The organism is Lysinibacillus odysseyi 34hs-1 = NBRC 100172, assembly GCF_001591965.1.
Classification (GTDB): domain Bacteria; phylum Bacillota; class Bacilli; order Bacillales_A; family Planococcaceae; genus Lysinibacillus_B; species Lysinibacillus_B odysseyi.
The window spans coordinates 148,924-173,321 of record NZ_BCVX01000010.1 but is presented as its reverse complement, the minus strand read 5'-3'; the positions used below and the strand labels follow the sequence as shown (position 1 = coordinate 173,321).

Annotated in this window: 17 protein-coding genes; 12 read left to right on the top strand and 5 right to left on the bottom strand. The window is 36.9% G+C overall.

Translation table 11 applies throughout. From position 1 onward, the window contains the following. The first annotated feature begins 87 nt into the window (after positions 1 to 87). Positions 88 to 684: an N-acetylmuramoyl-L-alanine amidase gene (locus tag BOD01S_RS16665; protein WP_036152932.1), complete on the top strand. Its 597-nt coding sequence runs from the start codon at positions 88 to 90 to the stop codon at positions 682 to 684. 57 nt (positions 685 to 741) lie between these two features. Here the strand turns inward: BOD01S_RS16665 and BOD01S_RS16660 are convergent, their stop codons facing one another. After that, positions 742 to 1,245 (bottom strand): hypothetical protein, encoded by a 504-nt coding sequence (locus BOD01S_RS16660; protein WP_036152930.1) that lies wholly within the window; start codon positions 1,243 to 1,245, stop codon positions 742 to 744. A 291-nt stretch (positions 1,246 to 1,536) separates the two neighbouring features. On the opposite strand from BOD01S_RS16660, the gene BOD01S_RS16655 reads away from it, so the two are divergent. The 7 genes from BOD01S_RS16655 to BOD01S_RS16630 all read left to right on the top strand — a co-directional run bounded on the left by BOD01S_RS16655 (position 1,537) and on the right by BOD01S_RS16630 (position 6,071). Beyond that, positions 1,537 to 2,079, top strand: a complete 543-nt coding sequence (locus tag BOD01S_RS16655; protein WP_036152928.1) for a sigma factor-like helix-turn-helix DNA-binding protein — start codon at positions 1,537 to 1,539, stop codon at positions 2,077 to 2,079. After that, positions 2,076 to 2,231: a YvrJ family protein gene (locus BOD01S_RS22675; RefSeq protein WP_081977905.1), complete on the top strand. Its 156-nt coding sequence runs from the start codon at positions 2,076 to 2,078 to the stop codon at positions 2,229 to 2,231. Before BOD01S_RS16655 ends, BOD01S_RS22675 begins: the two co-directional genes overlap by 4 nt. A gap of 11 nt (positions 2,232 to 2,242) precedes the next feature. Then, the gene (locus BOD01S_RS16650; RefSeq protein ID WP_036152926.1) at positions 2,243 to 2,458 is read left to right on the top strand and encodes a hypothetical protein; all 216 of its coding nucleotides are present in this window, start codon (positions 2,243 to 2,245) and stop codon (positions 2,456 to 2,458) included. Positions 2,459 to 2,837: 379 nt separating this feature from the next. Further along, positions 2,838 to 3,269 carry an NUDIX hydrolase gene (locus tag BOD01S_RS16645; RefSeq protein WP_036152924.1) on the top strand — a complete coding sequence of 144 codons (432 nt, stop codon included), beginning with the start codon at positions 2,838 to 2,840 and terminating at the stop codon, positions 3,267 to 3,269. A gap of 150 nt (positions 3,270 to 3,419) precedes the next feature. Next, a complete protein-coding gene (locus BOD01S_RS16640) occupies positions 3,420 to 3,929 on the top strand; it encodes a YfiT family bacillithiol transferase (protein ID WP_036152922.1) in 510 nt (169 codons plus the stop codon). A 331-nt stretch (positions 3,930 to 4,260) separates the two neighbouring features. After that, entirely contained in the window at positions 4,261 to 5,127 is an 867-nt protein-coding gene (locus tag BOD01S_RS16635; RefSeq protein WP_036152920.1) for a hypothetical protein, read from the top strand. A gap of 275 nt (positions 5,128 to 5,402) precedes the next feature. Continuing rightward, on the top strand, positions 5,403 to 6,071 hold the full coding sequence (locus BOD01S_RS16630) for a class A sortase (RefSeq protein ID WP_036152917.1): 669 nt from the start codon (positions 5,403 to 5,405) through the stop codon (positions 6,069 to 6,071). Between the two features lie 51 nt (positions 6,072 to 6,122). On the opposite strand, the gene BOD01S_RS16625 is transcribed toward BOD01S_RS16630, so the two are convergent. Then, positions 6,123 to 11,957 (bottom strand): collagen binding domain-containing protein, encoded by a 5,835-nt coding sequence (locus tag BOD01S_RS16625; protein WP_143815062.1) that lies wholly within the window; start codon positions 11,955 to 11,957, stop codon positions 6,123 to 6,125. Between the two features lie 702 nt (positions 11,958 to 12,659). On the opposite strand from BOD01S_RS16625, the gene BOD01S_RS16620 reads away from it, so the two are divergent. The 4 genes from BOD01S_RS16620 (at position 12,660) to BOD01S_RS16605 (ending at position 22,926) form a co-directional block, all read left to right on the top strand. Further along, positions 12,660 to 17,672 (top strand): S-layer homology domain-containing protein, encoded by a 5,013-nt coding sequence (locus BOD01S_RS16620; RefSeq protein ID WP_052124774.1) that lies wholly within the window; start codon positions 12,660 to 12,662, stop codon positions 17,670 to 17,672. 267 nt (positions 17,673 to 17,939) lie between these two features. Further along, positions 17,940 to 21,008 (top strand): ATP-binding protein, encoded by a 3,069-nt coding sequence (locus tag BOD01S_RS16615; protein ID WP_036152913.1) that lies wholly within the window; start codon positions 17,940 to 17,942, stop codon positions 21,006 to 21,008. Then, complete coding sequence (locus tag BOD01S_RS16610; protein WP_036152910.1) at positions 20,989 to 22,095, top strand: response regulator; 1,107 nt, start codon at positions 20,989 to 20,991, stop codon at positions 22,093 to 22,095. Before BOD01S_RS16615 ends, BOD01S_RS16610 begins: the two co-directional genes overlap by 20 nt. 369 nt (positions 22,096 to 22,464) lie before the next feature. After that, entirely contained in the window at positions 22,465 to 22,926 is a 462-nt protein-coding gene (locus tag BOD01S_RS16605) for an acyl-CoA thioesterase (RefSeq protein WP_036152907.1), read from the top strand. 98 nt (positions 22,927 to 23,024) lie between these two features. Here BOD01S_RS16605 and BOD01S_RS16600 read toward each other — a convergent pair whose 3' ends face one another. The 3 genes from BOD01S_RS16600 to BOD01S_RS16590 all read right to left on the bottom strand — a co-directional run bounded on the left by BOD01S_RS16600 (position 23,025) and on the right by BOD01S_RS16590 (position 24,248). Further along, positions 23,025 to 23,726, bottom strand: coding sequence for a Dph6-related ATP pyrophosphatase (locus tag BOD01S_RS16600; RefSeq protein WP_036152904.1), 702 nt, complete (start codon positions 23,724 to 23,726; stop codon positions 23,025 to 23,027). A gap of 130 nt (positions 23,727 to 23,856) precedes the next feature. Beyond that, positions 23,857 to 24,054, bottom strand: a complete 198-nt coding sequence (locus BOD01S_RS16595) for a YwbE family protein (RefSeq protein ID WP_036152900.1) — start codon at positions 24,052 to 24,054, stop codon at positions 23,857 to 23,859. Then, positions 24,054 to 24,248, bottom strand: coding sequence for a hypothetical protein (locus tag BOD01S_RS16590; RefSeq protein ID WP_036152897.1), 195 nt, complete (start codon positions 24,246 to 24,248; stop codon positions 24,054 to 24,056). The genes BOD01S_RS16595 and BOD01S_RS16590 overlap by 1 nt, the downstream gene beginning before the upstream one ends. Between the last annotated feature and the right edge of the window lie 150 nt (positions 24,249 to 24,398).

Here is a 24,398-nt window from a genome sequence, read left to right as displayed (position 1 = left end):
GCGTCCTCTTTCAAAAATACCTATTAATATCAGCAAGTCAATCACTTTGATTCCTTGCTCAAATAATCTGAAAGAGGTGCTGTTAATATGGCAAATATTCAAAACACAAAGGTTTATATTGATCCGGGGCATGGGACTCCATGGCCGGGGGCATCAGGAAATGGGCTGATTGAGCGTGATGTTGTGCTAAAAATTGCTAATGCTTGTAATACACAATTAAAAGCATATGGTGCAACAACTAAAATGAGTCGAACAACCGCGTCAGCCTTGGTAACATCATCGTTAGCCGAGGATCTGAATGCTCGTGTTAACGGATCTAATTCTTTTGGGGCTAATGTCTTCGTAAGTATTCACAACAACTCTGCTACGAGTACGTCGGCTAACGGAGTAGAGACACTTGTTCATCCAGAAGCAAGCAGCCACAATAAAGCCCTAGCTGCAAAGGTTAACCAAATTGTAGCGTCACGTACAGGAATGAATCAACGCTCAACACCAGTTGTAGATCGAGATAATTTACGAGTCCTATACCGGGATAATAAAGCTTGGGCCATTCTAGTAGAAGTTGGATTTTTAAGCAATACTGCGGATGCTGGCAAATTAAATACCGATGCTAAATGCACTACAGCTGGAAAGGCTATTGCAGAAGGTATTAAAAACTATGTAGATAGCCTGCCTTTAATGTAATAAAACCTAAAACACCGAGTATTAGCTGTAATCTAATACTCGGTGTTTTCTTATTTACTAAACGTCTCCCACATAGATATATTGGAAGTTTCCGTCCAGGTCATATACAAAAGTAATTAAAAATCTTTCATCACTGTTTAGGTCGTCTAAATAATATCCAATTTCTACATTTTCAGGTTGGACGTTAAAGTTTGAAATTGACATAGGGAAATTCGATTGCTCCAAAGGAAATCCAGCGCTATTTACATTCTCAGGTGCAGTAAATATTATTTCTCCATCTTTTATTTCGAATTCAGCGTTATAATCTGTTTTCAATTGATCATAGTTTTCTTCATTTATCAACCTCATCATATCCCGTGAGGTCTTATCAGCGTGCTGTAGATAAACACTGTAGTCGCTGTTCAATTTTTGAATTTCTTCTTTCAATTGCTCATTTTCTGTTTGAAGTTCATCAATTTGGGCTTCGTAATCCTTTATTGAAGAACTATTATCCTCATTATTTGAACAGCCAATTAAAAATAATGAGAAACAGATAATTACAGTAAAAATCATTTTTTTCATATTATTCCTCCTTAATATAAATATAGAATATCATTAATTATTTATAAATCCAAATTAAATTCAGACATTTTATAATATTTGAAACTTAGGATTTTAGAGGTATAGAATAATTTTCTTAATACGTTAAAATTAAATTACCTCACAAAAATTGCTGAATAAGTTGTGCTTTATTTACTTATTTTCCCTTATAAAATAGGAGGGAATAAAATTATCCAGAGAATTTCCTTTCTTTTTTTTAAATTCGAATAGAACATATGTTCCTTTTTGTTTTATTGTTAAGGGAGGGTAATTATGTATCAATTGAACAAATCCATTCTCAATAGTTCAATTTTTGAATCATTTGTTGCGGCTGAAGAAAATGAAAAAATTTATATGACTTTTATAAATGAACCTACGCTAGCCAATAAGGAGAAACTTGAAGCAGCTTTTACAACTCACACTAAGCTGATCCTAGCAATTAGTTACTTAAAAAAGGTTATTTATTTTGAATCACGCCGCTTTGATAAAAAAAGGCGGGAACTTGAAAATAAACAGCCTGTGATATTAAACGCTCCGACAGAGGAAAATATTACTTTACTCGATATGATTGCAGATGAAAATGCTGAATACCATTTCGACCTAGCCCTTGAAGTAAATATAGAGGAGGTTATTACGGATGGTTTGCTCATAAAGGCTGTACGGGGATTATCAGATAGACAAAAGGAGATTCTCTACTATCGTTACGTACTCAACTGTAACGATACGATGATTGCAGAAAAATACAATGTTTCACAACAAGCAATAACAAAAAGCCATAGGAAGGCTTTACAAAAGTTAAGGGAGGCATTGGAATGATGGATCAGGAATTCATACAAATTATAGGCAATTTTGGATTTCCGGTAGCGATTACAATATACTTGTTAGTTCGCTTTGAAAATCGGCTAGAGTTATTACGGGTCTCGATTGATAATTTAACAAAAATTATTGGAAACCTAGAAAAGAAATGAGGGGATGACAATTGAACCAAACTGGAGATTTTACTGAAAAGGAAATTCAGCAATTAATAAAAAAGATTGAACCAATCATTTATTACTCGTTGTTTCAAACAAAACCCGAATTACGTGATGATTTAAAACAGCATTTATATGAATTATCATTAAATACTTTGAAGAATGTTCGATTTAAGGAACCGAAAAGTCTCTTCTGCACAAATGAAGAGGAGCATGCAATATAAAAAGGACATGCAAGATTATGTTAAGCAGCTATATAACAGTAAAATGTTGATGTGGTGGATTACCTTTTTAAAGTAATTCACCACTATTTATTATGCCCTTACAAGGAGAAAAACAGAGACGGTTTCATAGGGTAATCAGTAGATTTCCCGCACTAGAAGAATTAATAGGGATACAGTTAAAAATGATTTTTGAAATACATAATTATTGAATGGGTGATTACAGGAAAGGTGTCTTTAGATGGGCACTACCCCTCCATTTTGTCTAATGGACGGATACCGCTTTCGAAGAAGGAAAAGCACTTTATTTGTTGAACTTATAATAATAGGGTAGATGTATAAAGCAGCAGGTTTGTATTTGAACAAATGGGGAGGGGGCTTATTGGAGCAAGGTACTCAAGCGGTTTATACACCACCAAAGCATATTGTTTCAGCAGCAACCATTGTACTAAATGATAAAAAGGAAATTCTGCTAATCAAGGGACCTTTAAGAGGCTGGGAGATGCCGGGCGGGCAGGTTGAAGAAGGAGAATCTCTAAAAGAGGCAGCCATTAGGGAAACAAAAGAGGAAACGGGGATAGATGTTGAAATCGTAAAATTTTGCGGGATATTCCAAAATGTAAAAAAATCAATTTGTAATACGCTTTTCCTGGCGAAGCCTATTGGAGGAAAACCGGCTACTTCGATAGAAAGTCTTGAAGTGGGTTATTTCCCCATTGAGGAGGCTTTGGTAATGGTGACGGCGGGGAATTTCCGCCAAAGAATCGAATACTGTCTGGATCAAAGCCTTCACCCGTTTTATATAGCCTTTTAGACTGATCATTTCTTAGCGGATTACTTCAATGTGAAAAACTTATTGCCGCATACTTAATACTTGCTAGTAGTAGTTTTCCATGCTGGAGTTTACAAGATTGATGTCCGGCAGGTAATACTCAAATAAAGGATAAGGAAGAGGGATTTGAAAATGGATGTAAAATACCCAATTGGCGAATTGCAGGTTCCTGAAAAAGTAACATTAGAAAATGTTCAGGACTGGCTGAAGAAAATCGAAACGTACACAACTCGATTAAGAGAGATAGTCGGATCATTAAGCGATGAGGAATTAAGCAAAACATATCGTGACGGCAGCTGGACCGTGCGTCAGCTTGTTCATCATATTATGGATTCCCAACTGAATATGTATTTGCGCCTTAAGATTGCTTTAACGGATGAAAATCCGACAGCACCAGCTTTTGATCAGGATAAATGGGCAGTTCTACCGGATACAGAGCTTCCCGTAGAGCCTTCTATAAAGATACTGGAAGGTATAAATGAGCATATCGTAGCTCTAGGGCATGCTTTAACTGAAGAACAATTAAAGCGAACTTTTATTCATCAGGTTAATGGTGAAATTACCGTAGCAGCTAAAGTGGCAAAATTAGCTTGGCATGAAGAGCATCACTTAGCCCACATAAAAATTGCCCTATCAAAGTAGGATTTTAAAAACATTTGGATAACGCTGACATGAATTTCATTGGTTTTAAACTAAAGAGCTTTAGATAATGAACCGCACTCTGATCATTAGATAGGGAATCTAATAATCAGGGTGTATTTTTTACGGCGAAATTACAGCTAAGCGGTCATTTTACTGCTGTAGTCTCACTTGGGAGCTGGTTGCAAATGAAGAGAAAATACGTAATAGCAAGGCTCCTTCTGTGCAGCAGTCTATGAGTAATAAATTTCATATGTTTAAAAAAACTGTACTTGATTAATATGATAGTCTGAAAAGAGAGTAACCAACTTGCAGCTGAACAGGGGGTGCAAAAATGAGGAAAATCAGCGGTATCGTTCTCATTATCTTTAGTTTGATAATAGCCTTTAGCTGTGCTTTGTCCTTTGGAGAGGATCTTATCTTTGCCAATATCATATTATGGATTATTGGTATTCCTCTTTATGTTTGGGGACAAATAAGCAGAACTTCAAAAACAGAATTTAAGCATCATGGGAAGCGTTGGGTAGCTATCTATATATTTTTCTTTTTTATCCTTCCTTTATTAATCTATTTGCATGGATATTATAACGATTTAAAGGAAAATACGTTTATAGATGAACAGTATATTATGTATGAGCCAGCATCAGGTATGCTGGGAGATTTGTCACTTGGTATTTTTATGCTGCTGGTCTTATTATGTGCTGGTCGTTTTCTTAATCCAGGATTAAAACGAAAAGGGTTATTAAATGCAGCAATTATTGGAACCATTATTATATTAATTGGATTCAATTATCTTATGTTTTCTGATTATAGAGGCATACATAAAGAAAGAGGATTGGTCTCAAGCAATTGGAAAGGGGAAAAGCATATTATTTCATATGAGGATATTGAAAGTGTGTATGTAAAACCCTATGTCCATTATGCAAGTTTGTCCAACACCTCTGATGAGACAAGGTTTGTTTGGAAAGTGATCTTTCAACTTAGCAATTCAAACAATGAAGTCGTCTATCATTTCTCGATGGTGACGAAGTCTAATTTGGAACGGACAATGGATATTAAGAAAATAGCGACGGAGAACGATCTGCCTTTTATTGTAGAAGAAATAGACCAAAAAATATTGAAATGGTTTGATCTTGATTTAGAACTAGAGGGGCTTGATAAAGACTGTTATTATAAGCTTTTCCAAGTAAAGAAAAAATGATAAAGCACAGGGCTGGCTGTGTTTGGTGAAACAGAAACGTATATTTATTGAAAAAGTCTTCTTCGACAGTTTTTGCCCGCTGCGAATTAGGGAGGAAGATTTGGAAACTGTAGTAAAAAGAGAATAAACGCCGATAAAAGGTATATAAGAGGATGTGGTAACTAAACGAATATACGAGTGTAAATAAATTGCATAAAAGGGTAAAAAATTACATAATGTAGCTTACCATATTGAACAGAGAACCTCATTTTCACTACTGGGATGTGATATATGAAATGAATAAACTTAAACTAATTTTAATTATTTGTGTGCTTCTTATTGGCCTTTTACTTATTTTTATAAATCCTATTCAAAATGCTATCATTGCTCATTTGAGTGACCAGTTAAACACTGCCGAATACAGTATAGAGGACATTGAAAAGAACAACCAGGCTAATACTGATTTTGAATTTGACGCTGTGCAATCTCTTTCGATTGCAGAGGTATTAAAAGCGCAAACAGTTACAGATGAAATTCCTGTTATAGGCAGTATTGCTGTGCCAAGTGTAGATATGCAGCTGCCCATCGTCAAAGGGGTTGGAAATACTGCCCTTGCTGTTGGAGCAGGTACAATGAAACCAACCCAGAAAATGGGGCAAGGAAACTATGCCCTGGCTGGTCATTATTTCGAAGAGAAAGATATTTTATTTAGTCCGTTGTATAAAACGAAAATCGGTGACACGATTTATATAACGGATATGACAACTATTTATGAATACAAATTAATAGCCAAAAATATCATTGCCCCAACGGATGTCTATATTATTGATGATATTCCGAATAAAACGTTGTTAACTCTTATTACTTGTGCTAGTAATGGAACAAAAAGGCTCGCTCTTCAAGCGGATTTTATCGCCCAATATCCATTCGATAATGCGCCGACAAAGCTTTTAAATGCCTTTTAAAAAAGAAGAAACCCCAAGATACCTTAGGTTCTTGGGGTTATCTTATTGCAACTATTTGAAAGACTCACGGCGGCGTAACGAGTAACATGCGACGAGAACAAGAATTACACCAAATAGTGTAAGAGCGGTTTGATCAGCTCCGTCTGTCTGTGGCAATTTTCCTGCTTGTTTCAACTGTGATTCTAACTGCTTAGCTGTTGCTTTAATCTTATCGATATCTAAAGACTTTGCTACTTCCGCATGTTCCTCTTTTGTTAGGGAATTAAATTTATCCAGGAAATCCTTATAAACATCTAGCGTATCTTTCGTTGCTGTAGAAGGATTATATGGAGGTAAATTTTTGCCTAGATCAATGATGTCATTAACAGATGGTTTAGTAGTCTCTGTTTTTCCAGGGTTTGTTGGGTTATTAGAGCCCGTAGTTGGTTTTTCTGAATTACCTGGTACTTCCGGTGTCGTCGATGGGTTTGTTGGATCCACTGGTTTCTCTGGGTCAGGAATCGGTTTGTTCGGATCTACCGGTTTTTCCGGATCAGGAGTTGGTTTGTTTGGATCTATCGGTTTTTCCGGATCAGGAGTTGGTTTGTTTGGATCTACCGGTTTTTCCGGATCAGGAGTTGGTTTGTTTGGATCTACTGGTTTTTCCGGATCAGGAGTTGGTTTATTTGGATCTACTGGTTTTTCCGGATCAGGGGTCCATCCACCGCCGCCACCTGAGTAAGAAGGCTTAGCCAATGCTGAACATCCGTCCGTTACAATAATTGTTGCTATTAATATATTTCCTTCATACACATAGTAAGCATCAGGTTTAACCGTATAAGGAATTGTCGCAATACCCTGTTCATTTGTTTTACCAGCAGCAATCGTGTTATTTTGTAAATCTTTAATCATGAATTCTACATGCGGACGATTAATACCGTATATATCTTGGATTGTCAGCGTGAAGATTGGACAAGCTTTATATGGAATTTGTACTGCTGCGCCGCAAATATTATCCACATAGCTTACCGTAATATCACCTAATTTAATGCCTGCCTCGTTATATACTGTATAACTTTGTCCTTGCTGAAGCTTGGTCTTATCTTCAAATGCAACTTTGCCTTCTGCATTTGTTAAACCAGACGTAACAACTTCTCCGGCTTGATTTTGAATTGTTACTTTGACATTTTTGCCAACTGGTTTTAAGTTATTGTCATTCACCGTTAAAGTATAAATTGGACAAGCATTTTTCTGAACCTCACCTTTACAATTATCTGTATAAGTGATTTTCACTTCTCCAATCTTATCACCTTTTGTATCACTATCTATTACCTCATAAACAGTGTACATACCTGGTTCCTGATTTTTTGGCAAATGAATCTCGCCATTCTCATCTGTCTGACCAGTAGTTGTCACGGCAGTTCCATTGCTGTCTACGATGATTACCTTTGTATTTTGTTTCAGGCTGCCATCTGAATCTTTTACGGTGATTGTGAAAATATCACATGCCCGTGGTTTTTCAACTATGTCAGCACATGAATTTGAATAGGTTACATTAAATTCACCAAGGGACTTTCCAGAAGCTGTAATACTAACTTCGTACTTTCCTGAAGGTGTTGTTGATGGGAATGTTACTTCACCGTTTTCGCCAACTTTGGCTGTAAACGAACTATCTGTGTCTGTATTCGTAACGGTTACTTCTGTTCCTGCTGGTAAAATACCATCCTCATCTTTCACTGTCAGCATGAATACTGAACATGCTGGTAATGGCTGAACCGTTGCTTCACAGTCAGTATCAACTATGAAATCACCGATTTTCTTATTGTTTTCATATACTTCATATTCACCTGGCGGAAGGTTAGTAATCGCTACTTTACCATCTGCATCAGTTACACCAGTAGGTTGTGGAACAGCAGCATCTGGCTTGTTTTTATCTTTAATTTCTACCATTACACCTTGATTCGGCTTGCCATCTACATTATTCACAGTTAATGTAAATGCCTCACATGTTGGCGCCTGTATAATTTCAGCATTACAATTTTCATTTTGATAGGTTACAGTTACAGTTCCCAAGAAAATTGTACCTTCATAAAGTTTATACGTACCTGCTGGAGGTGGTGTTGTCATCGTAAACACACCATCATTGTCTGTTTTTCCTGTAGCAATTTCAGTGTTGCTTGCGTTTTTTAATGTTACTATTACATTTGGCCGCGGATCTTTATTCTCATCCTTCACGGTAATAGTAAATACGGAGCAAGAATTTGTTGGTTGGATTTCATCATGACATTCATTTTGACCATATTTCACGATAACAGTACCTAATGTGTTACCATCGGCATCCAGCACTGTATACTCACCAGCTTGAACCGATGTACCTGGACCATTTGTGCCCGGACGTTTAATGTCTGATACTTTTCCTGAAGCATTTGTCGTACCTGAGTATGTTGGGACACCGTTGCTATCCACTAATGTAATTGCTTTATTAGCGACTGCATTGCCGTCAATGTCTTTCACTGTTAATATGAAATTTGGGCAGGCGTTTGCTGTATCAACTTGTTCATTATTCACAAGTTCAATGACTTTAGCAGTATTGGCATCCAACTTTGTATCAGTCGTTGCATCTAACTTAATTGCATAGTTCGTCATTAGTTCATAACCTGTCGGTGCAGCTTTTTCTCTCACAAGATAGTTCGCATAATTAACGTCCTCGAATAGTACATTACCATCTGTGTCAGATGTTGCTGTTGCTACAATATAAGGTGATCCCTTTACCATTTTGACTAATTCAAATTCTACATTTGCTAATGGTTGTTTAGCAGCCGTTAACGTATTTAGGCCAACCTTATTAAATTTCATATTTCCTTTTGTTAACGAGAAATCCGCATCTGATGCACTAAAGCTAAACTTGCCGTTATATTTTGCTTCTTTTTCTTGATTGTCAGCAGTTTCGAAACCAAAGTGAATTTTAGCTTCGTTATTATAAGGGTCACCCACTTTACCAAGTACTAATGTTTGGTATTGGATTTGATAGCCCTCTTTGTTCAACTCCCCAAAGTCGATTTCAAAACCGCCTGTTGCTGGAAACGTTACGGTAAATCCTAAATCAGCGGGATCTACCCATGCTCCACCAGGAACAGATGGACCATTACTTGCATTCACAGTATATTTTTTCACTTTAATTGTATCTTTTAATAATAGTTGATTTTCTGAAGGTACATCGCTGACTTTAGCAGCACCCAGTGTAGAAAGTGAATAATTAATATTCAGCGTCCATGTTAATCTCTCTGTAGTGGGGTTACTATTTGGAGCACCTTTTGTAATTAATTCGTTTGCATGACTTAGTGTCACAGGTGTGGCAGGTAAATTGTAAACTTTCGAGCTTCCACCTACATTTGTTGTAAATGTCGCCGTATTAGTATACGGTTTATTCTTGTCAGCTTTCGTAGTAGATTCAATCCCAACGATGTTGTCAGAATCCTTCGTTTGATATTTAACAATATATACTTTATTATTCGCAGTCCCTAAATCATCTGCAAATGTAACAGTAAAGCTTTTATTATCTGCCGCAATAGTTAATGTGTATAAACTAGAATCTAAAACGGCACCTTCAGTCCCGATTTCATCATCATTTGGTGTAGTTAATGTGAATTCTTTTATCTCGAAGGTATCCGGCACAATTTCATGACCTTCTCCAATTGTATCTTCTAAGACGGCATTATTAATATTTTGCTTGTTAATATTGACCTTAATATCCCAGTTGAAAACTTGATCAATGTAATCGTACGTCCCTTTTTTTCGTCCATTATTAACAGAGTTACTCTCTGGATGATAGTTGGCTGTTTTCGTAATAGAATATGATTTATCAGTCGTCCAGCTGGCTGCAGCTGTATTACCGTAGCCTTGCTCATAGATCGAGCCATCCGGCAGGATTTCGTACGCTGTCTTATAGGTAATAACCGCTGTTTGTCCTTTTGCCACTGTACCACCAGTAAGCGTAAAGCCATTAGCATCAATAGAAATAGTCTGCCCTGTCATATTCGCTACATTGATATCAGCAGCATCTATTGTACCGTCATTATTTGTATCTACTAATTCATGCGGCGCATTATAAGACTTATCTGCAAATATATCCTCAATTTTTAAGTCCTTGATATCTGTTCCAGTAATCGTCCCATTGTCTGCTCTTACAGTAATTGACCATGTAATCTCTTTTTTATCTGTGTCTACTGTTCGGGATTTTGATAAGATGCCTTCTGTCAATGTGTGTGTTGCTGTTTTTGCGGTTGATACAGTGCCGCTGATAACAGAGTTTGTCATTGTCTCTGAAGAGTTACTGTAAAAGTCACTCGGCAGCTTTGCATCATACGTAATGCGATATGCTTTAGTAATATCATTATTAAACGTTAATTTAAAGCCATTTTCTACATCAACGACACTATAGTCCGCCACATTAACCTCGGTACCGGCCCCTGTTGCTATGCCAGTATCATTCACCGTCATTTCATATACTTTAATAGTAGATGTATCAATGATATGGCCAGTTGGCAATGTATCTTCTATCCAAGCATCTGCTTGGTCAATAGCTGCTTGATTATAGTTGTAGCGGACTTCCCATGAAGATACATAGTTATTACTTATTTTTGAGCTGTCCTTACTTTTTTCTAATGCCTTACCATACGTAGTAGTAGCTGTTTTACTATCAGAGGACCCATAAGCAGGGTCAATTAATGTGAGGGTATTCGTAAATGTTTTTTGCCCTTCCTGCTCAGCGATTGGTAAGTTAACTTTTGTCTGATATGTGATTTTGTACGCATTTTTACCGTTGAGATTAATCTCTTCGAAGTTTAGACCAGATTGTGTGTCTATAGCGGTTGCTATTACACCATTTAAGCCAACTTCATATGTCTCAAGAGTAACAGAATTTGACACAATATCGTGTCCATTACTTGGTGTATCCTGTACTTTTGCATTTTCAAGATTTTTACCAGCTCTATTGATCCATACTTCCCAATCAATAATACGCTCACCATCATCTATTGTTACACCTTTACTTTCTTTGGAAACCATCTTCTCCCCGCTAGAAGACGGCAGGAATGTAAGCTTCACAGTGTCTGTTCCATTTCCGACAGTTGGAATTACTAGGTCCTGCTCTAAACTATTGCCATACAGGTTGAAACCTGATGTGAAATTCATTTCAAATCCAACATCGGTAGAACCAGCAATATCAGGAGAAGGATCTTCCGTTATCGTGACCGTTACTAAGTTTCCGACAGTGCTCCAACTAAATGCTGGAGAAGCCGGAGTTGAATCTTTTTGCCCATTAAATGCATTATTAAAATCAATTAATGAAGCTGGTAGTGAATAGGTGAAAAAGTCTCCTGCTTTCACATCCTCTGGTAAATCAGCTTTAAACACAAACTTTCCTTGTGCTTGCTGACTTTGTTCCAACTCTTTTTCAAATGCTGGGGGTACTACATCGATACCATTAATCTTTAATTCGAATAAATCTAATCGTATCGAAGGAGATAAATCCGTAGGAGGTAATGTGGATGTTATTATTGGCTCTGTTTTATCTTCCGAAGCCGGTACTTTATCTGAATTATCTGTCGTGCCTCCTGTATCTTCGTCCCCGTCACTAGTATCATTTTCCCCTTCTTCAGGTGCAGCTGGTGGTGTTCCAGGTGACTCATCCCCATCATCTGAACCGGTTCCTGCACTATCTTCAGGGATAGCTGGTGGTGAAGGTTCACCTGCATCACCAGGATTAGTCGTAGTTCCAGCATCGTCACTAGCTTCAGTTGAAGGCAGAGATATAGGATCGGCCACGTCTGCAAAAACTGAAATCGGCGATAAGATAGTTTGGAATACGAGTAGCAATGTAATAATTGCTAGATTGAATTTCTTCATGTTTCTCTCCTTTTCTAAGTCCAGAGAGATACCTAATGCTGTTTGCTGACGACGATTGCATCCTTTAAAGACTAAAGAAAGGAATGCTGCAAACAATCGGTTGCTCTCTCTTTCTTTCTATTGGCTTGTCGTCATAAGGGATACAAATGAGTGATACTCTACGATAGGTAATTAGAATTTCCTATAAAAGAATTTCTTCATTCAAATGTATCTTTGCTGCTTCCTAACTCTATGAATAATAGACCCACTCCTTTCAAATTTTAGCTTTATTATAATTTTCAGAACTGAACAAAATCTAAACAATTATATTATCTTTCTAAAAAAACCTTAAAATACCATTTATATGTATATAAAAACAAATAAAGAACTAAAAAGTCTCTCAAAGGGATGAGCTATTCTAAAATCCAACAAATTTAATTTTATTCCGGGGTAACCTTTGGGTAGCCAATTCATAATTCAATAGTCGGTGGAAGCGCTGACTATACAACAGCTCACTTCAAGAGAAGATGAAGTCTCATTTAGTTAAAGTTAGCCAAGTCACTGCTGATAGATTAAAGAGGCTTAGTAGTTAGTGAGATGAAAGAAAGTTGTATGTATAACATAAGAGATAGCGGATTTGTTCAGATTTTGTTTAGTCGCTATTTGTTAAGCTGTGTAAGGAATTTACTAAACCAATCTACCAAAAAGAGGAGAAAATACTAGATGGTAAAGAACACAGCACATTACGAAAAAGTATTTAAAACAGCGATGGCTACGGCAATGGCAGCGAGTGCAATTGCTGTTGTAGCACCCGAATCGACAAAAGCAAGTATAAGCGAGGGAGATTTTACGGATGTTAAAGCCTCTTCTGATTATTACGAATATGTGAATGAATTATTTGAGCGTGGCTTTGTTAGTGGGTATAAAGATGGTTCTTTCAAACCAACTGGATTATTAACACGGGCACAAGCCTCAAAAATTTTAGCACTTAATTTAGGGTTAGATGTCAATAAAACATTTAATCATACATTTACGGATGTTCCGAAGAGTGACTGGGCCTACCCATATATAGCAGCATTAAAGGAAGCAGGCATTATTGATGGATATCAGGATGGTACATTTAAGCCTGGCTCACCTATTACACGCAATCAAATGGCGAAAATTCTTGTAAATGGATATGGACTGGAGCCGGCAACTGACATTACTTTACCATTTACAGATGCGCAGAAAGACAATTGGGCAGCGCCATATATTCAAACATTATTCGATTTAGGTATTACAATAGGTCAAACGGCAACAACGTATGGTGGGAATTCAACAGTAACCCGGGCTAATATGGCCGCTTTTGCCATTCGTTCAGAAATCAAAACAGATTACCGTGAAAACCGTCGACCAGATGAAAATGTTATTTCATCCATTAATGACAATACAATTACCCTTGATGGCAAAGTCTATTATATTAAGAAAGAGTTGCAGCCGTTACTTCATAAACGGAATCTAGATGTATTAAATGAAGCCAATTTAGATTTCATCAAAATAGGTACAAAGATTGTAGGAATTCGTAATCTTGAGTTACTTAATGATGGAACGGCAGATAAACAATTGACATTAGATTTAGCGGGCGGCACTGTTGATGCAAACATTACGATTGCCGGTGACTATATCAAGATAGTGAATGCAAATATAACAGGCGATATTACGATTAAAAAAGGAAATCAAAAAGACATTGAGCTAAGCGGTCTTGATTTGAATGGCCGTCTAATTGTTGAAGGGGAAGCCAAACGTGACCAGGAATCGGCTATCAAGCTAACTGACACAAATGTCGACGAAATTGTTGTAAACCGTGATAAAACAAAAATCATTACAAATCATGCGACACCAGCTATTAAGGTAGGAAGCAATGTGTCGGGAATTGAAATTGATGGAAAAATTAATTCGATTGATTTCATTGGTAATCAAGATGTACTTGTTAGAGGTGTACTAGAAACAAATGAATTAACTATCGAAACGCCAATTAAAGTAACACTTGAAAATAAGGCACATTTACCGGTAGTAGAGACACAACAATATGGAAGTCAACTAATTGTCCCGAATGATAGCACAATTGGGACGCTGATTAAGCCAAATAATATAAAAAAAGAAGAGGCTGTGAAATTCCCAAATGGTGGTCAGCCTAGTATCGGAAATATAAAGGATACATCAGATGTTGATCGGCCAACAGTTCCTCCAACAACTCCACCTTCAACAGGTGGTGGATCAACAGGTGGAGGGAATTCTGGCGGTATTACCAATCCATTTGTATCACAAACACTAACGGCGAATAATACCGAGGATGCGGATCATAAGGATCCACTTGCTGTAGGTATGATTGGTACAACAGTTACATCCAGTAATCTAAATGTTGCAACAGCTACAATAACGGATGGAAAAATTAGCATTACATCAAAAGGACCAGGTACAGCCATTATTTCGATAAAAGAAGCTGCTCCATCCTTAAAAGAAGCACAAATCATTGTAACGGTGGATGCCTATGGCAAAATGAAACATACAATTAAACGCCCTGTTGAGGTAGCACAAGAGAAAATCACTGCCACTCCAGCACCAGATGCGGCTGATTTAGTAAAGCTATTTGAAGGCATTGATATTAAGGGTATTACCCCGGAAAATGTCACAGATGTAACGGCCGCGGTGAAAAAAGCCATCACAGACAAAGGAACACCTTTAACAGGAGAAGAGTTAAAGTTAGTAGTCGATACGGCATTGCTCCCAACGCTTATTAAAAATGACAACCCAAGCTTAGAGCAGGTGTCAACACCACTTGACTTAGTTACAGCGGGTCCTAATGGCACAAGCTTTGAATGGAAGTCGGTAACAAAAGTGGGCGACCATAACGCAAGCATCGATCTTTCAACAGGTAATGTAACGCAAGATGATGCAGATGATGAAAATGATAAATTTATGTTAAATGTTACAGCAACAAATGGTACCTCAATAAAAGCTAAAACAATTGAAACAACCATTTTAGAATCGAGAAATCCATACTTAGTAAGTGCCGTCCTAAATGACTTAGATGGTGATGGAGATACATCTGCTAATGACACTATTACATTTACGTTTAGTGAGCCGATTGTATACACAGGAAATCCGGAAGATATTGCCGAACAATATTTTGGGAATCCGAACGCATTTGGAAATGAGCCAATTGAGGTAATATGGTCTGAAGATAAAACAAAATTAACTGTCAAAATTGGCGGCGGTGACCTTTCAAATGCCTTTAAGCTTGACTCTGACATCACGTTAATTGCAAATGCCGTAAAAGATTCAAATGGCGTAACAAATGAGGCAAAGACAATAAAATTACAGCAAGCACTATATGACTATGAAATTATTCAAAATAATTTAACAGGCGACTTCATTTGGCAGAACAATACAGTTATAAGTGAAGCTGCTGGAAAAATTAAAGATTCGATCACTTTCTCACGTAATGGGAAACAAGTAGAGGATGTAGACATCTCATATACAGCTGAAGATATTTTAATAGATAGCGGCAGCATTGAATCGGGGACATTTAAGTTAAAGTCAGTAAACGTAATGAAAAATGGAAAAACGGAAAAAGTGACCTTTAAAAATGGGGAAACACTCAATGTTACCACTTTATCTGTATTACGTGTGAAAAATACTAATGAGTTTATTAATAGTGTAAATAATCAATATGTAGTAGATAAGAGAGTAAAGACGGTAAAAGTAGATAGCACTATTACCACACCAATCGAACTTACATCATACATTGATATTAAGTATCCTGTTAGTATCGATGGACAAAATCAACTAGTGCTACAAGGGGTACAAATTTCTGCTAATGATGAAAAGGTTAAACTTGAGAAATTAAGAGTAGAAGGTGCCTATACTAATTCAAGCTATCGTAGTTCGGTATTAGTTTGGGGAAATGCGAAAGTTGAACTTGATGAAGTTGAAATTAACCAGATTAATACAGGTGGCTATTCCTATGCTGGTGTTCTGTTACGAAATGATAATGCAGAACTCGATGTCAACAACTCAAAAATTCTAGCAACCTTAGTACGTAGTGGCAGCAATGGGCAACATGGTTCAGGAATTAGAGCAGATGGTGCCAATGTAATGATTAATATAAAGAATTCAACAGTTTCAGGAAAAACTAAAAAGCAAATTCTCAATAATGGCAATCTTGATTATGGGTATAATGCTTTTGGGATACAGACAAAGGAAAATGCAATAGTAAATATTGAAAATAGTACAGTGACTGCAGGAGCAGAAGAGGAAGTAGTGAATACAATTAAATCATATGGTATTTACTTAGGCCAAGGCTCTAGTTTAACAATGACAGGAACTAATAAAATTCATGTGATTGGACCAAATTCAAACGCTTATGGTATTGGTAATAATGACAAATACAATAAGCTTGATGTATCAACTGACTTCGAAGCAGATAGAGAAGCATATCCTGAAACGATAAAGGAATTGTATGAATATGATATTAATACTGTAGTAGCACTTAATAGTGCATGGTCAAAAATTGATGAAAATTTAATTAAAGCCAATAATCCATCCATACAGGAAGTAACAGAGAGTTTAAATCTACCAGTTGAGGTAGGTGGTGTTTCAGTTTCATGGGCTGCTGATACAGTTGATGGTGCCACAGTTAATACCAATGGTACAGTTACTAGGAGCAGCAATGATGATGAAGATGATGTAGTGACATTAACAGCAACACTTACACATAATGGGATGACAAAAACGAAAGAATTCCAAGTAGCTATTAAGGAAAATAAAGTACCGGAAATTGCTTCAGCAACATTAATAGATGGCAATGCCGATGGAAAAGCTACTATGGGCGAAAGTGTTGAGCTGGCATTTAGTGAACCAGTAACATTCGGTCAATTATTTATTGGTGACCAAGAAATCAGTACAGAAATGGGATTTTGGTCAGAAGACAAGAAGAAGTTAACTGTTACTTTACAAGATGACATTACAGCAGCTGATACAATAAATGTGAAGGTTAATAAATTAAAAGATGCAGCCAACAATTCTATAGTTGAAAGGACAGTAGAATTAACAGTGCCAAGTGCAACCGAAGCATTTAAAATTTCTAATGTGAATATTACACAAAATGGTGCTGAGCCCGTAACAATAACACAACAAGGAATTTATAAATTCTCTGTTGATATAAACCTTACTACAGATGGAGAGGGATTTACTGTAGGAGGCGTAGATGTTGCTAAGGTAAGTGGCCAAGTTATAAAGAAAATTGAAACTGAAAAATATGATGTTACCTTAGAACTTGGTGGAAATCCATATACGGTTGTAACGGCAACGGAAAAGATTGCAAGTGGAGAAAATCCAAAATTAACAACTTATATACGCTATCCAGGAAATACGTATAAAGCGGAAGTAATTCAGCCAAGTCTAATCCCATCACCAGGTTCAGAGCAAATTGCATCCTTTACGGTATCTGATGCTATCCAGTTGGCAGGAGAAAATACACGCAATCAAACCGTTGCAATTACTATCGGTGAAGAGGAAGTTGAAAAAGAAATCACATTATCAAGTGAAACAACGAATTCAACTCTTGCTGCAGCTATTGCTACAGCCTTTGCAGATGTATTTTCAGACTATACGATCACGGCTGAAAATAATAAAGTAATTATTGCTGCCAACACAAAAGCTCGAAATTTGACAATTTCAGCGAGATTAAAATAATAACTTGATTTAAGTATGAAGAAAAATTAATAGATAAATATTGGCTGTATCAAGCAGCTGCCAAATTAAGAATGCCTCGTTAAGGTCAGTATGTTCCTTTACGGGGTGTTTTTGATGGATAGGGTTTTTTAGGGAAATGTGCTACCCGTTCAAGGTTTATTCCCGTTCTTAACATGGTGTTCCAATCGGAGTTGCCATAAGGAAAGGAAAGAAATAAGATAAAACCATAAAAATAACAATAAAGTTGGGAAAATGGGAGGCATGATAATGAAAAAGAGCATATTAATCATCATAGGTATTATCATGCTATTTATCGCTGTCTTCTTTTTAGGGAACTGGCAATATCTTTCGAATGCAAACCCTGAAATTGTAGAAAATGGATCTGTAAGCGTTAATAGCAGGCAATTGGAGAAGCCAGTCAAGCTAGATGGGAAGTGGGCCTTTTATCCAAATGTGCTGATTCCTGCAGAGGAATCATTAGATGAATATAAAGATAAAAGGGTGACCATCGACGTTCCATCGATTTGGCATGAATATGTTGAGCCAAATGAAGAAAAGCTTTATGTGGGGACTTATCATGTGAATGTTCGAGTACCTGTAGAAGGAACATACGGGTTATATATTCGAACAATTCGTCAAGCAAACCGTGTTTTTATTAACGGTGTTGAAGTGGGCGCAAAAGGGAATCCAAGTTCTACTCTAAGGGATTATGGTTCTGAAAATGATGATAAATACACAGTATTTGCAAGAAGTGAAAATAAAGAGCTGAACATTGTTATTCATGTTACTAATTACAATTATCCGCAGGCGGGAATTATTTACCCTGTCGAGTTTGGCACAATGGAGACTATTCAGCATCATTATCGTTGGAAAGTGTTTATTGAGGCCTTTGTAAGTATTGGATATATTGTTTTCGGCGCAATATATGTACTAGCATATGCACAAAACCGTAGAAGCAAGGAAGAACTGTTCTTTGGCCTTTTTGCAATATTCCTAGGACTTTATATATCTTTCGTAAATCATAAAGTATTTTTCCTATTATTCCCTAACATTCCTCCTGTGCATCAACTCCGTTTACAAATAGGGATAATACCGCTCGCAATTATGTGTTTAACACTTTTTATTTATGCTATGTACCCGCAATTCCAGAAAAAAAGAACGATCTATTTCATTATGATTTTATTAAGTGTCGTTTTCGTTCTCTACGGTATTTATAATCCCATTACACAAAATCAGAGAGCCTCATCTATGCTTATGACTGTTGTTAGGAAGGTAACTTATATAAGTGTTACAGCTCCCGTAATTTTATATAATGTATGGATTCTTATACGTGTTACATTGAAGCGGTTCGAGGAAACTCGTTATATCTTAATAATTTTAGCAGCTGTTTGCTGTTATGGATTTTTGTTAAGCGTTAACTTTTTAATAGAAGTACCGATTGATTATGTTGGATTTGTCTTATTTTTATTTATGTTATTAGGTTTTACTTCATTATTAAATTACCGGTCCAATGAAGCCTTCGTAAAAATTCAGATGTTATCAGAAGAATTAATTATACACAACCAAATGAAGGATGAATTCCTAATCAAAACTGCCCATGAATTACGTACGCCCTTAAATGGCATTCTCAATTTATCGCGAGCACTAATGGAAGGCGCACAGGAACCGTTAAAACGGACACAGCAAGAACATGTTATTTTAATCCATAATGTCTCACAACGCCTAAGTCATTTAGTGGAAGATTTATTATTTTCATCGAATCAAATGACACGAGAAATAAGAGTCTCACCGCGTGCGGTATCGATAGGTATTATAAATGATGTAGTAGCAGAAATTCATAGTCTGATAAATACAAACAGTCCTGTACGTTTAATTTCAAAAGTGGACTTATCCATGCCGCCTATGTTTACAGATGAATTAAGGTTTAAGCAAGTTCTCTATAATTTATTGAACAATGCTATACAACATACAGAAACAGGGGAAATTATCGTTGAGGCCACTATTCAAGATGAATATATGGTTATTCAATTAAGTGATACAGGCACTGGTATTCCTTCACAGGACTTAGATCGTATCTTCAATGCTTTTTATCAAGTAAATTATCATTCTAAAAAGGAAGGGCTCGGTTTAGGTTTGAGTATTGCTAAAAATATTGTAGAAAAATTAAATGGCGAAATCTATGTTAAAAGTTCACTAGGGGAAGGAACGACATTTACATTTACAATGCCGCTTGCAACAGAAGAACAGTTGAGCAATGAACCGTCATTACAAATTGCTGCAGACTCAACTATAGAAGAAGTAAGACTTGATTTACCACTCATCCATAAAAGAGATGGTAAAAGGATACTTGTAGTGGATGATAACCACATTAATATTAAAGTTCTAGCTGACGCATTAGCGCTAAAGGAGTATACAGTAATAGCTGTTGATAATGGTTATGATGCAGTAGATTATATTAAAAATAATCAAGTGGATTGTATGCTAATTGATTTAATGATGAATGGTATGTCAGGGTATGAATTATGCAAGCAGGTGCGTAAACAATATGACATGCTGGAAATGCCGATTATTGTTTTAACTGCAATTATGAAGCATTCGGATTTAATACTATCATTGCAGGTGGGTGCTAATGATTATTTACAAAAGCCGATTGACATGGATGAATTGCTTTTGCGTATCGAATCCCTTTTAGCAGTTCGTCAATCTTCCATAGATGCCATTGAAGTTGAAATGAATTATCTGTATTCACAGGTAACACCTCATTTTGTCTATAATACTCTTAATACGATTATTGGGTTGAGCTATACAGATATGGACAATACAAGAGAGGCGCTTTACTGCCTGGCTACATATTTCCGAGCAAAACTGAATGTTCATTACCGGAACAGCATGGTTCCCATTGAAGAAGAGATGGAACTAGTAAAGGCATATCTTTATATTGAAAAAATGCGTTTTGCTGATCGATTAACTATTAAATATGACATTGATGAATCGATACAGCTAATGATCCCGGCACTTTCGATACAGCCATTTGTAGAAAATGCTGTTTTCCATGGGATTTCAAAAAAGCAGGAAGGCGGCACGATTGAAGTAAGTGTTCAGCGGGAGGGACAGTTCGTTCGTATCAAAATACATGATAATGGTGTAGGGATAGCAGAAGAAAAACTTCAACAACTGCTAAACGAAGAAAGTTCTCGCATTGGATTTACAAATCCTTTAAAGAAGTTCAAACTAATGAAAAATGCTAGTCTGCGTTTATATAGTAAGGAAGGAAAGGGGACAACCGTTCTAATACTACTGCCGGAGGAGGGGGAGTATGAATATAATCATAGTTGATGATGAAAAGATGGCTATAGACGTTTTAAGTATGATGTTAAAGCGACTGACACAATTTCAGATTGCTATTAAGGGGGCATTTACGAATGCAGCAGATGCTCTCATCTTTCTAAAAGAAGAAGATGTAGATTTAATTTTCTTAGATTTTGAAATGATTGATATGCATGGTTTACAAGTAGCAAAAGAATTATCAAAAAGTCGGCCATCCTTACAGATTATCTTTGTGACGGCACATGCTCAATTTGCGGTAGATGCATTTGAAGTAGAAGCAACGGATTATTTATTAAAGCCAGTCCATGAAAAAAGGCTCGTGAAGGCCTTGGCAAAAGCACAGCAAAAATTATTATTAGAAGCACCTAAACAAAAGAAAGAAAATCACTTATACGCGCACACATTAGGCAGCTTTTATTTACTCGATGCTCACCAAGAAGTCGTGAAATGGCGTACCAGAAAGGTAAGAGAACTTTTTTTATATTTATGGCTTCATCAAAAAAAGCCCATGTTAAATGCTGTTATAATAGAGGAGCTGTGGCCGGATCTGGATGTTGAGAAGGCGACAAGTAACTTACACACAACCGTTTATCAATTACGAAAACTTCTTAAAGAAAACAGTATTAAGGATCCGATACAGTTAATGAATAACCACTATCAATTAAATATAGAAATTAGTAGTGATTTTAATGAGCTCAATCAACTATTACATCAGGAACAGCATGATGAAACGTCCATTCAGCGGCTATTAAATTGCTACGTAGGTGACTTTTTAGCAGAAGAGGAATATCTTTGGGCCATTCAAATAAGGCTGCGCTTGAAGCAGAGCGTTTTACACGTTTTGGAGAAATACATTGCAAATAATCCTTTAAGTAATTCTTTGTTAAAGTATAACTGTCTGCAAAAGCTGCTGGAACTAGATGAGTTCAATGAACAATACATGCTTTTATTATTAGAGTTTTTAATTAAAAAAAATAATAAACAAAAAAGTATAGAACACTTTGAATACATAGAGGCAAAATTGCGGGAAATAGATATGCCAGTACCAGACAAGATTCAAAATATGTATAACGATTATATAATCGGTTCTACTTAGTTTATTAATGATAAGGTTTCTGAAAGTATGTAGCCGTTGTTATTACAGATCCGTTTAAAGCAAATGATATAAGCCCTTCCTCATTAAGGAAGGGCTTAAACTTATTTCAAGGGTTTTTTGTAAGTTTATTAAAATTGCTGAAAAACAAATAGGACTATTTGAAAATTGGCATCTTTTATTCAGCAGGCCTTTATTATCGGAATCAGGAGAGGTAAAGATGTATGTGACTGCACCAGATGGGGCATGATGAGAAGCATATTGGCGTATTGGAAAACGAAATGGTTAGAAAGTGATGGATTGGGTAAATATCAGAGCGAGAAAGAAGAATAAGTTAGTGTTAGTGAACATAAAAACCAAACAGGAGGAACTATGAAAACAGTTCAGCATTCAAAGACGATTCAATCACATTTGATTTTGCCCCCTGATACGAATCATCATGGTTCGATTTTTGGTGGGACAGTACTGGCTTATATCGATGAAATGGCAGCCATTACTTCCATGAAGCATGCGGGTTATAATACGGTAACGGCATCCATCGATTCTGTTGATTTTCTGTCACCAGCCCGGGTAGGTGATGTTTTGGAACTGGAAAGCATTGTTGTTTATACAGGCAGAACATCCATTACAGTGTTTGTACGGGTTACTTCTTTTCGAGTAAAGACAGGGGAACGGACATTAACGACAGAATCGTTTGTGACGATGGTGGCTGTTGATGAAAATGGACAACCACAACCGGTACCTCCAATTGTCTTAGAAACTGATGAAGAAAAAGCCCTTCATGAACAAGTAAAGCTTCGCCGGGAGCTGCATGCAAAACATAAGAAGAAATAATAAAATTATTAATGGAAATGAAAAGCTTAAATAATGAGGGAAACTGCCCGCGAATGGCGTTACTTGTGTAAGTAACTGCCATGTGGAGGGCAGTTTTCTTATTGATTAGAATCTGTATCAAGCACTAGAGGAAGGAAGGCATATTCACCGTCTTGGATGATGTCCAGCGAGCGTACACGGATTGGTGAGGTAAAGAGCGGTCCATCAATGACGGTTGTATGGAACTCGCCGCCTTCTCCGCAAGGATCAATGCCTCGTGCTTCCAGGCCTTTTATGTAGTCAGGTGTTAATATTTTTCCTAAGTCATCCGTTCGCATGCCTAATGTTAAATTAACAGTGACGATCATAGTTATGAAACCTAAACTCATAAATTCCTCCACAATGCCATGGTGGTTCTCTTCCCATAGAGGCATACAAAGCTGGAGTCCGGCTTTTTTCGTTATTTTATCATGCCAGCAGCCATGTTCAGGCATATCTAAATCGCCTGTAACCAATACTTCGGCACCTGCCATTTTCGCCTTTTCTAAAAGTCCTATAAACTCCTCCTCATAATTAGACCAGCTTGAAGCGGCTGTATAGACAGGAAGTCCGATGGAGGCTGCCTGCGCTTGAATCAGTTCCGGCGGCATGCCGTGAGAGCGGGAGCGTTTGCCTTCTTCTTCAAGCATGACAAGTAAGCCCACTGCTTCACCTAATTGCTTTGCTTTGTATAAGGCAAGCACACTGTCTTTCCCGCCGCTAAAAGAGGCAATAAACTTTCGATTGTATGCGTTATGTTTCCAGTTGTTTGATTCACTCATATATATTTGCCCCTTCGTAAACGATGCTACCTTTACCGTACAGATTTTTTACATAGATTTCAATTGGCTTTATTGATTCGGAATTAATAAAAGTAAAAGAAGTACCATAGCCGGTACTTCTTTCTCGATTCTATGGAGTATGAATTTCCTTTACCCGTCCTATCTGACCATCCGTTAACCTTACTTTAATGCCGTGAGGATGAGTACCTGATTTCGTAAGGATATCCTTCACGATCCCTCTTGTAAGCTTCCCTGTTTTTTGATCCTTCTTTAAAACAATATCCACTGTCGTACCTGGTACTACATGTTTTCGATTCTGTCCGTCCATCACACACCCATTTTTCTGCGTGTATTGCTTGTTTTTTTCGCTTGCTGACTTTTCATTTTTTGAGGTGAAAGGTCGGCCTTCATTTTGCCATTGCCAGCAGAAGCTTTGTTTTTCTTGTTTTCAAGCTGCTGTTTTACAGCCTCCTGCAGACTCATTTTTTTCTTCGGTGTTTCTGATTGGTGATTATCCGTCATGGAAAATTCCTCCTTTTGAAGATGGTAGTGAGTCCAGTATAATCTATTTTTACTTGTTTGGGAAAGAATCCAATAAATTTATCGATATCAAAGTTAATTTGTCCGGTGTAAAATTAATAATAATGGTGACCTGTCACAAAAGAGCACGGA

What these genes read in the sequence shown, in the direction of transcription:
- BOD01S_RS22675 (WP_081977905.1), top strand. Translation starts at nt 2,076, where the DNA reads ATGATGGATCAGGAATTCATACAAATTATAGGCAATTTTGGATTTCCG.
- BOD01S_RS16635 (WP_036152920.1), top strand. Translation starts at nt 4,261, where the DNA reads ATGAGGAAAATCAGCGGTATCGTTCTCATTATCTTTAGTTTGATAATA.
- BOD01S_RS16610 (WP_036152910.1), top strand. Translation starts at nt 20,989, where the DNA reads ATGAATATAATCATAGTTGATGATGAAAAGATGGCTATAGACGTTTTA.
- BOD01S_RS16640 (WP_036152922.1), top strand. Translation starts at nt 3,420, where the DNA reads ATGGATGTAAAATACCCAATTGGCGAATTGCAGGTTCCTGAAAAAGTA.
- BOD01S_RS16605 (WP_036152907.1), top strand. Translation starts at nt 22,465, where the DNA reads ATGAAAACAGTTCAGCATTCAAAGACGATTCAATCACATTTGATTTTG.
- BOD01S_RS16615 (WP_036152913.1), top strand. Translation starts at nt 17,940, where the DNA reads ATGAAAAAGAGCATATTAATCATCATAGGTATTATCATGCTATTTATC.
- BOD01S_RS16665 (WP_036152932.1), top strand. Translation starts at nt 88, where the DNA reads ATGGCAAATATTCAAAACACAAAGGTTTATATTGATCCGGGGCATGGG.
- BOD01S_RS16625 (WP_143815062.1), bottom strand. Translation starts at nt 11,957, where the DNA reads ATGAAGAAATTCAATCTAGCAATTATTACATTGCTACTCGTATTCCAA.
- BOD01S_RS16590 (WP_036152897.1), bottom strand. Translation starts at nt 24,248, where the DNA reads ATGACGGATAATCACCAATCAGAAACACCGAAGAAAAAAATGAGTCTG.
- BOD01S_RS16655 (WP_036152928.1), top strand. Translation starts at nt 1,537, where the DNA reads ATGTATCAATTGAACAAATCCATTCTCAATAGTTCAATTTTTGAATCA.
- BOD01S_RS16660 (WP_036152930.1), bottom strand. Translation starts at nt 1,245, where the DNA reads ATGAAAAAAATGATTTTTACTGTAATTATCTGTTTCTCATTATTTTTA.
- BOD01S_RS16595 (WP_036152900.1), bottom strand. Translation starts at nt 24,054, where the DNA reads ATGGACGGACAGAATCGAAAACATGTAGTACCAGGTACGACAGTGGAT.
- BOD01S_RS16630 (WP_036152917.1), top strand. Translation starts at nt 5,403, where the DNA reads ATGAATAAACTTAAACTAATTTTAATTATTTGTGTGCTTCTTATTGGC.
- BOD01S_RS16600 (WP_036152904.1), bottom strand. Translation starts at nt 23,726, where the DNA reads ATGAGTGAATCAAACAACTGGAAACATAACGCATACAATCGAAAGTTT.
- BOD01S_RS16620 (WP_052124774.1), top strand. Translation starts at nt 12,660, where the DNA reads ATGGTAAAGAACACAGCACATTACGAAAAAGTATTTAAAACAGCGATG.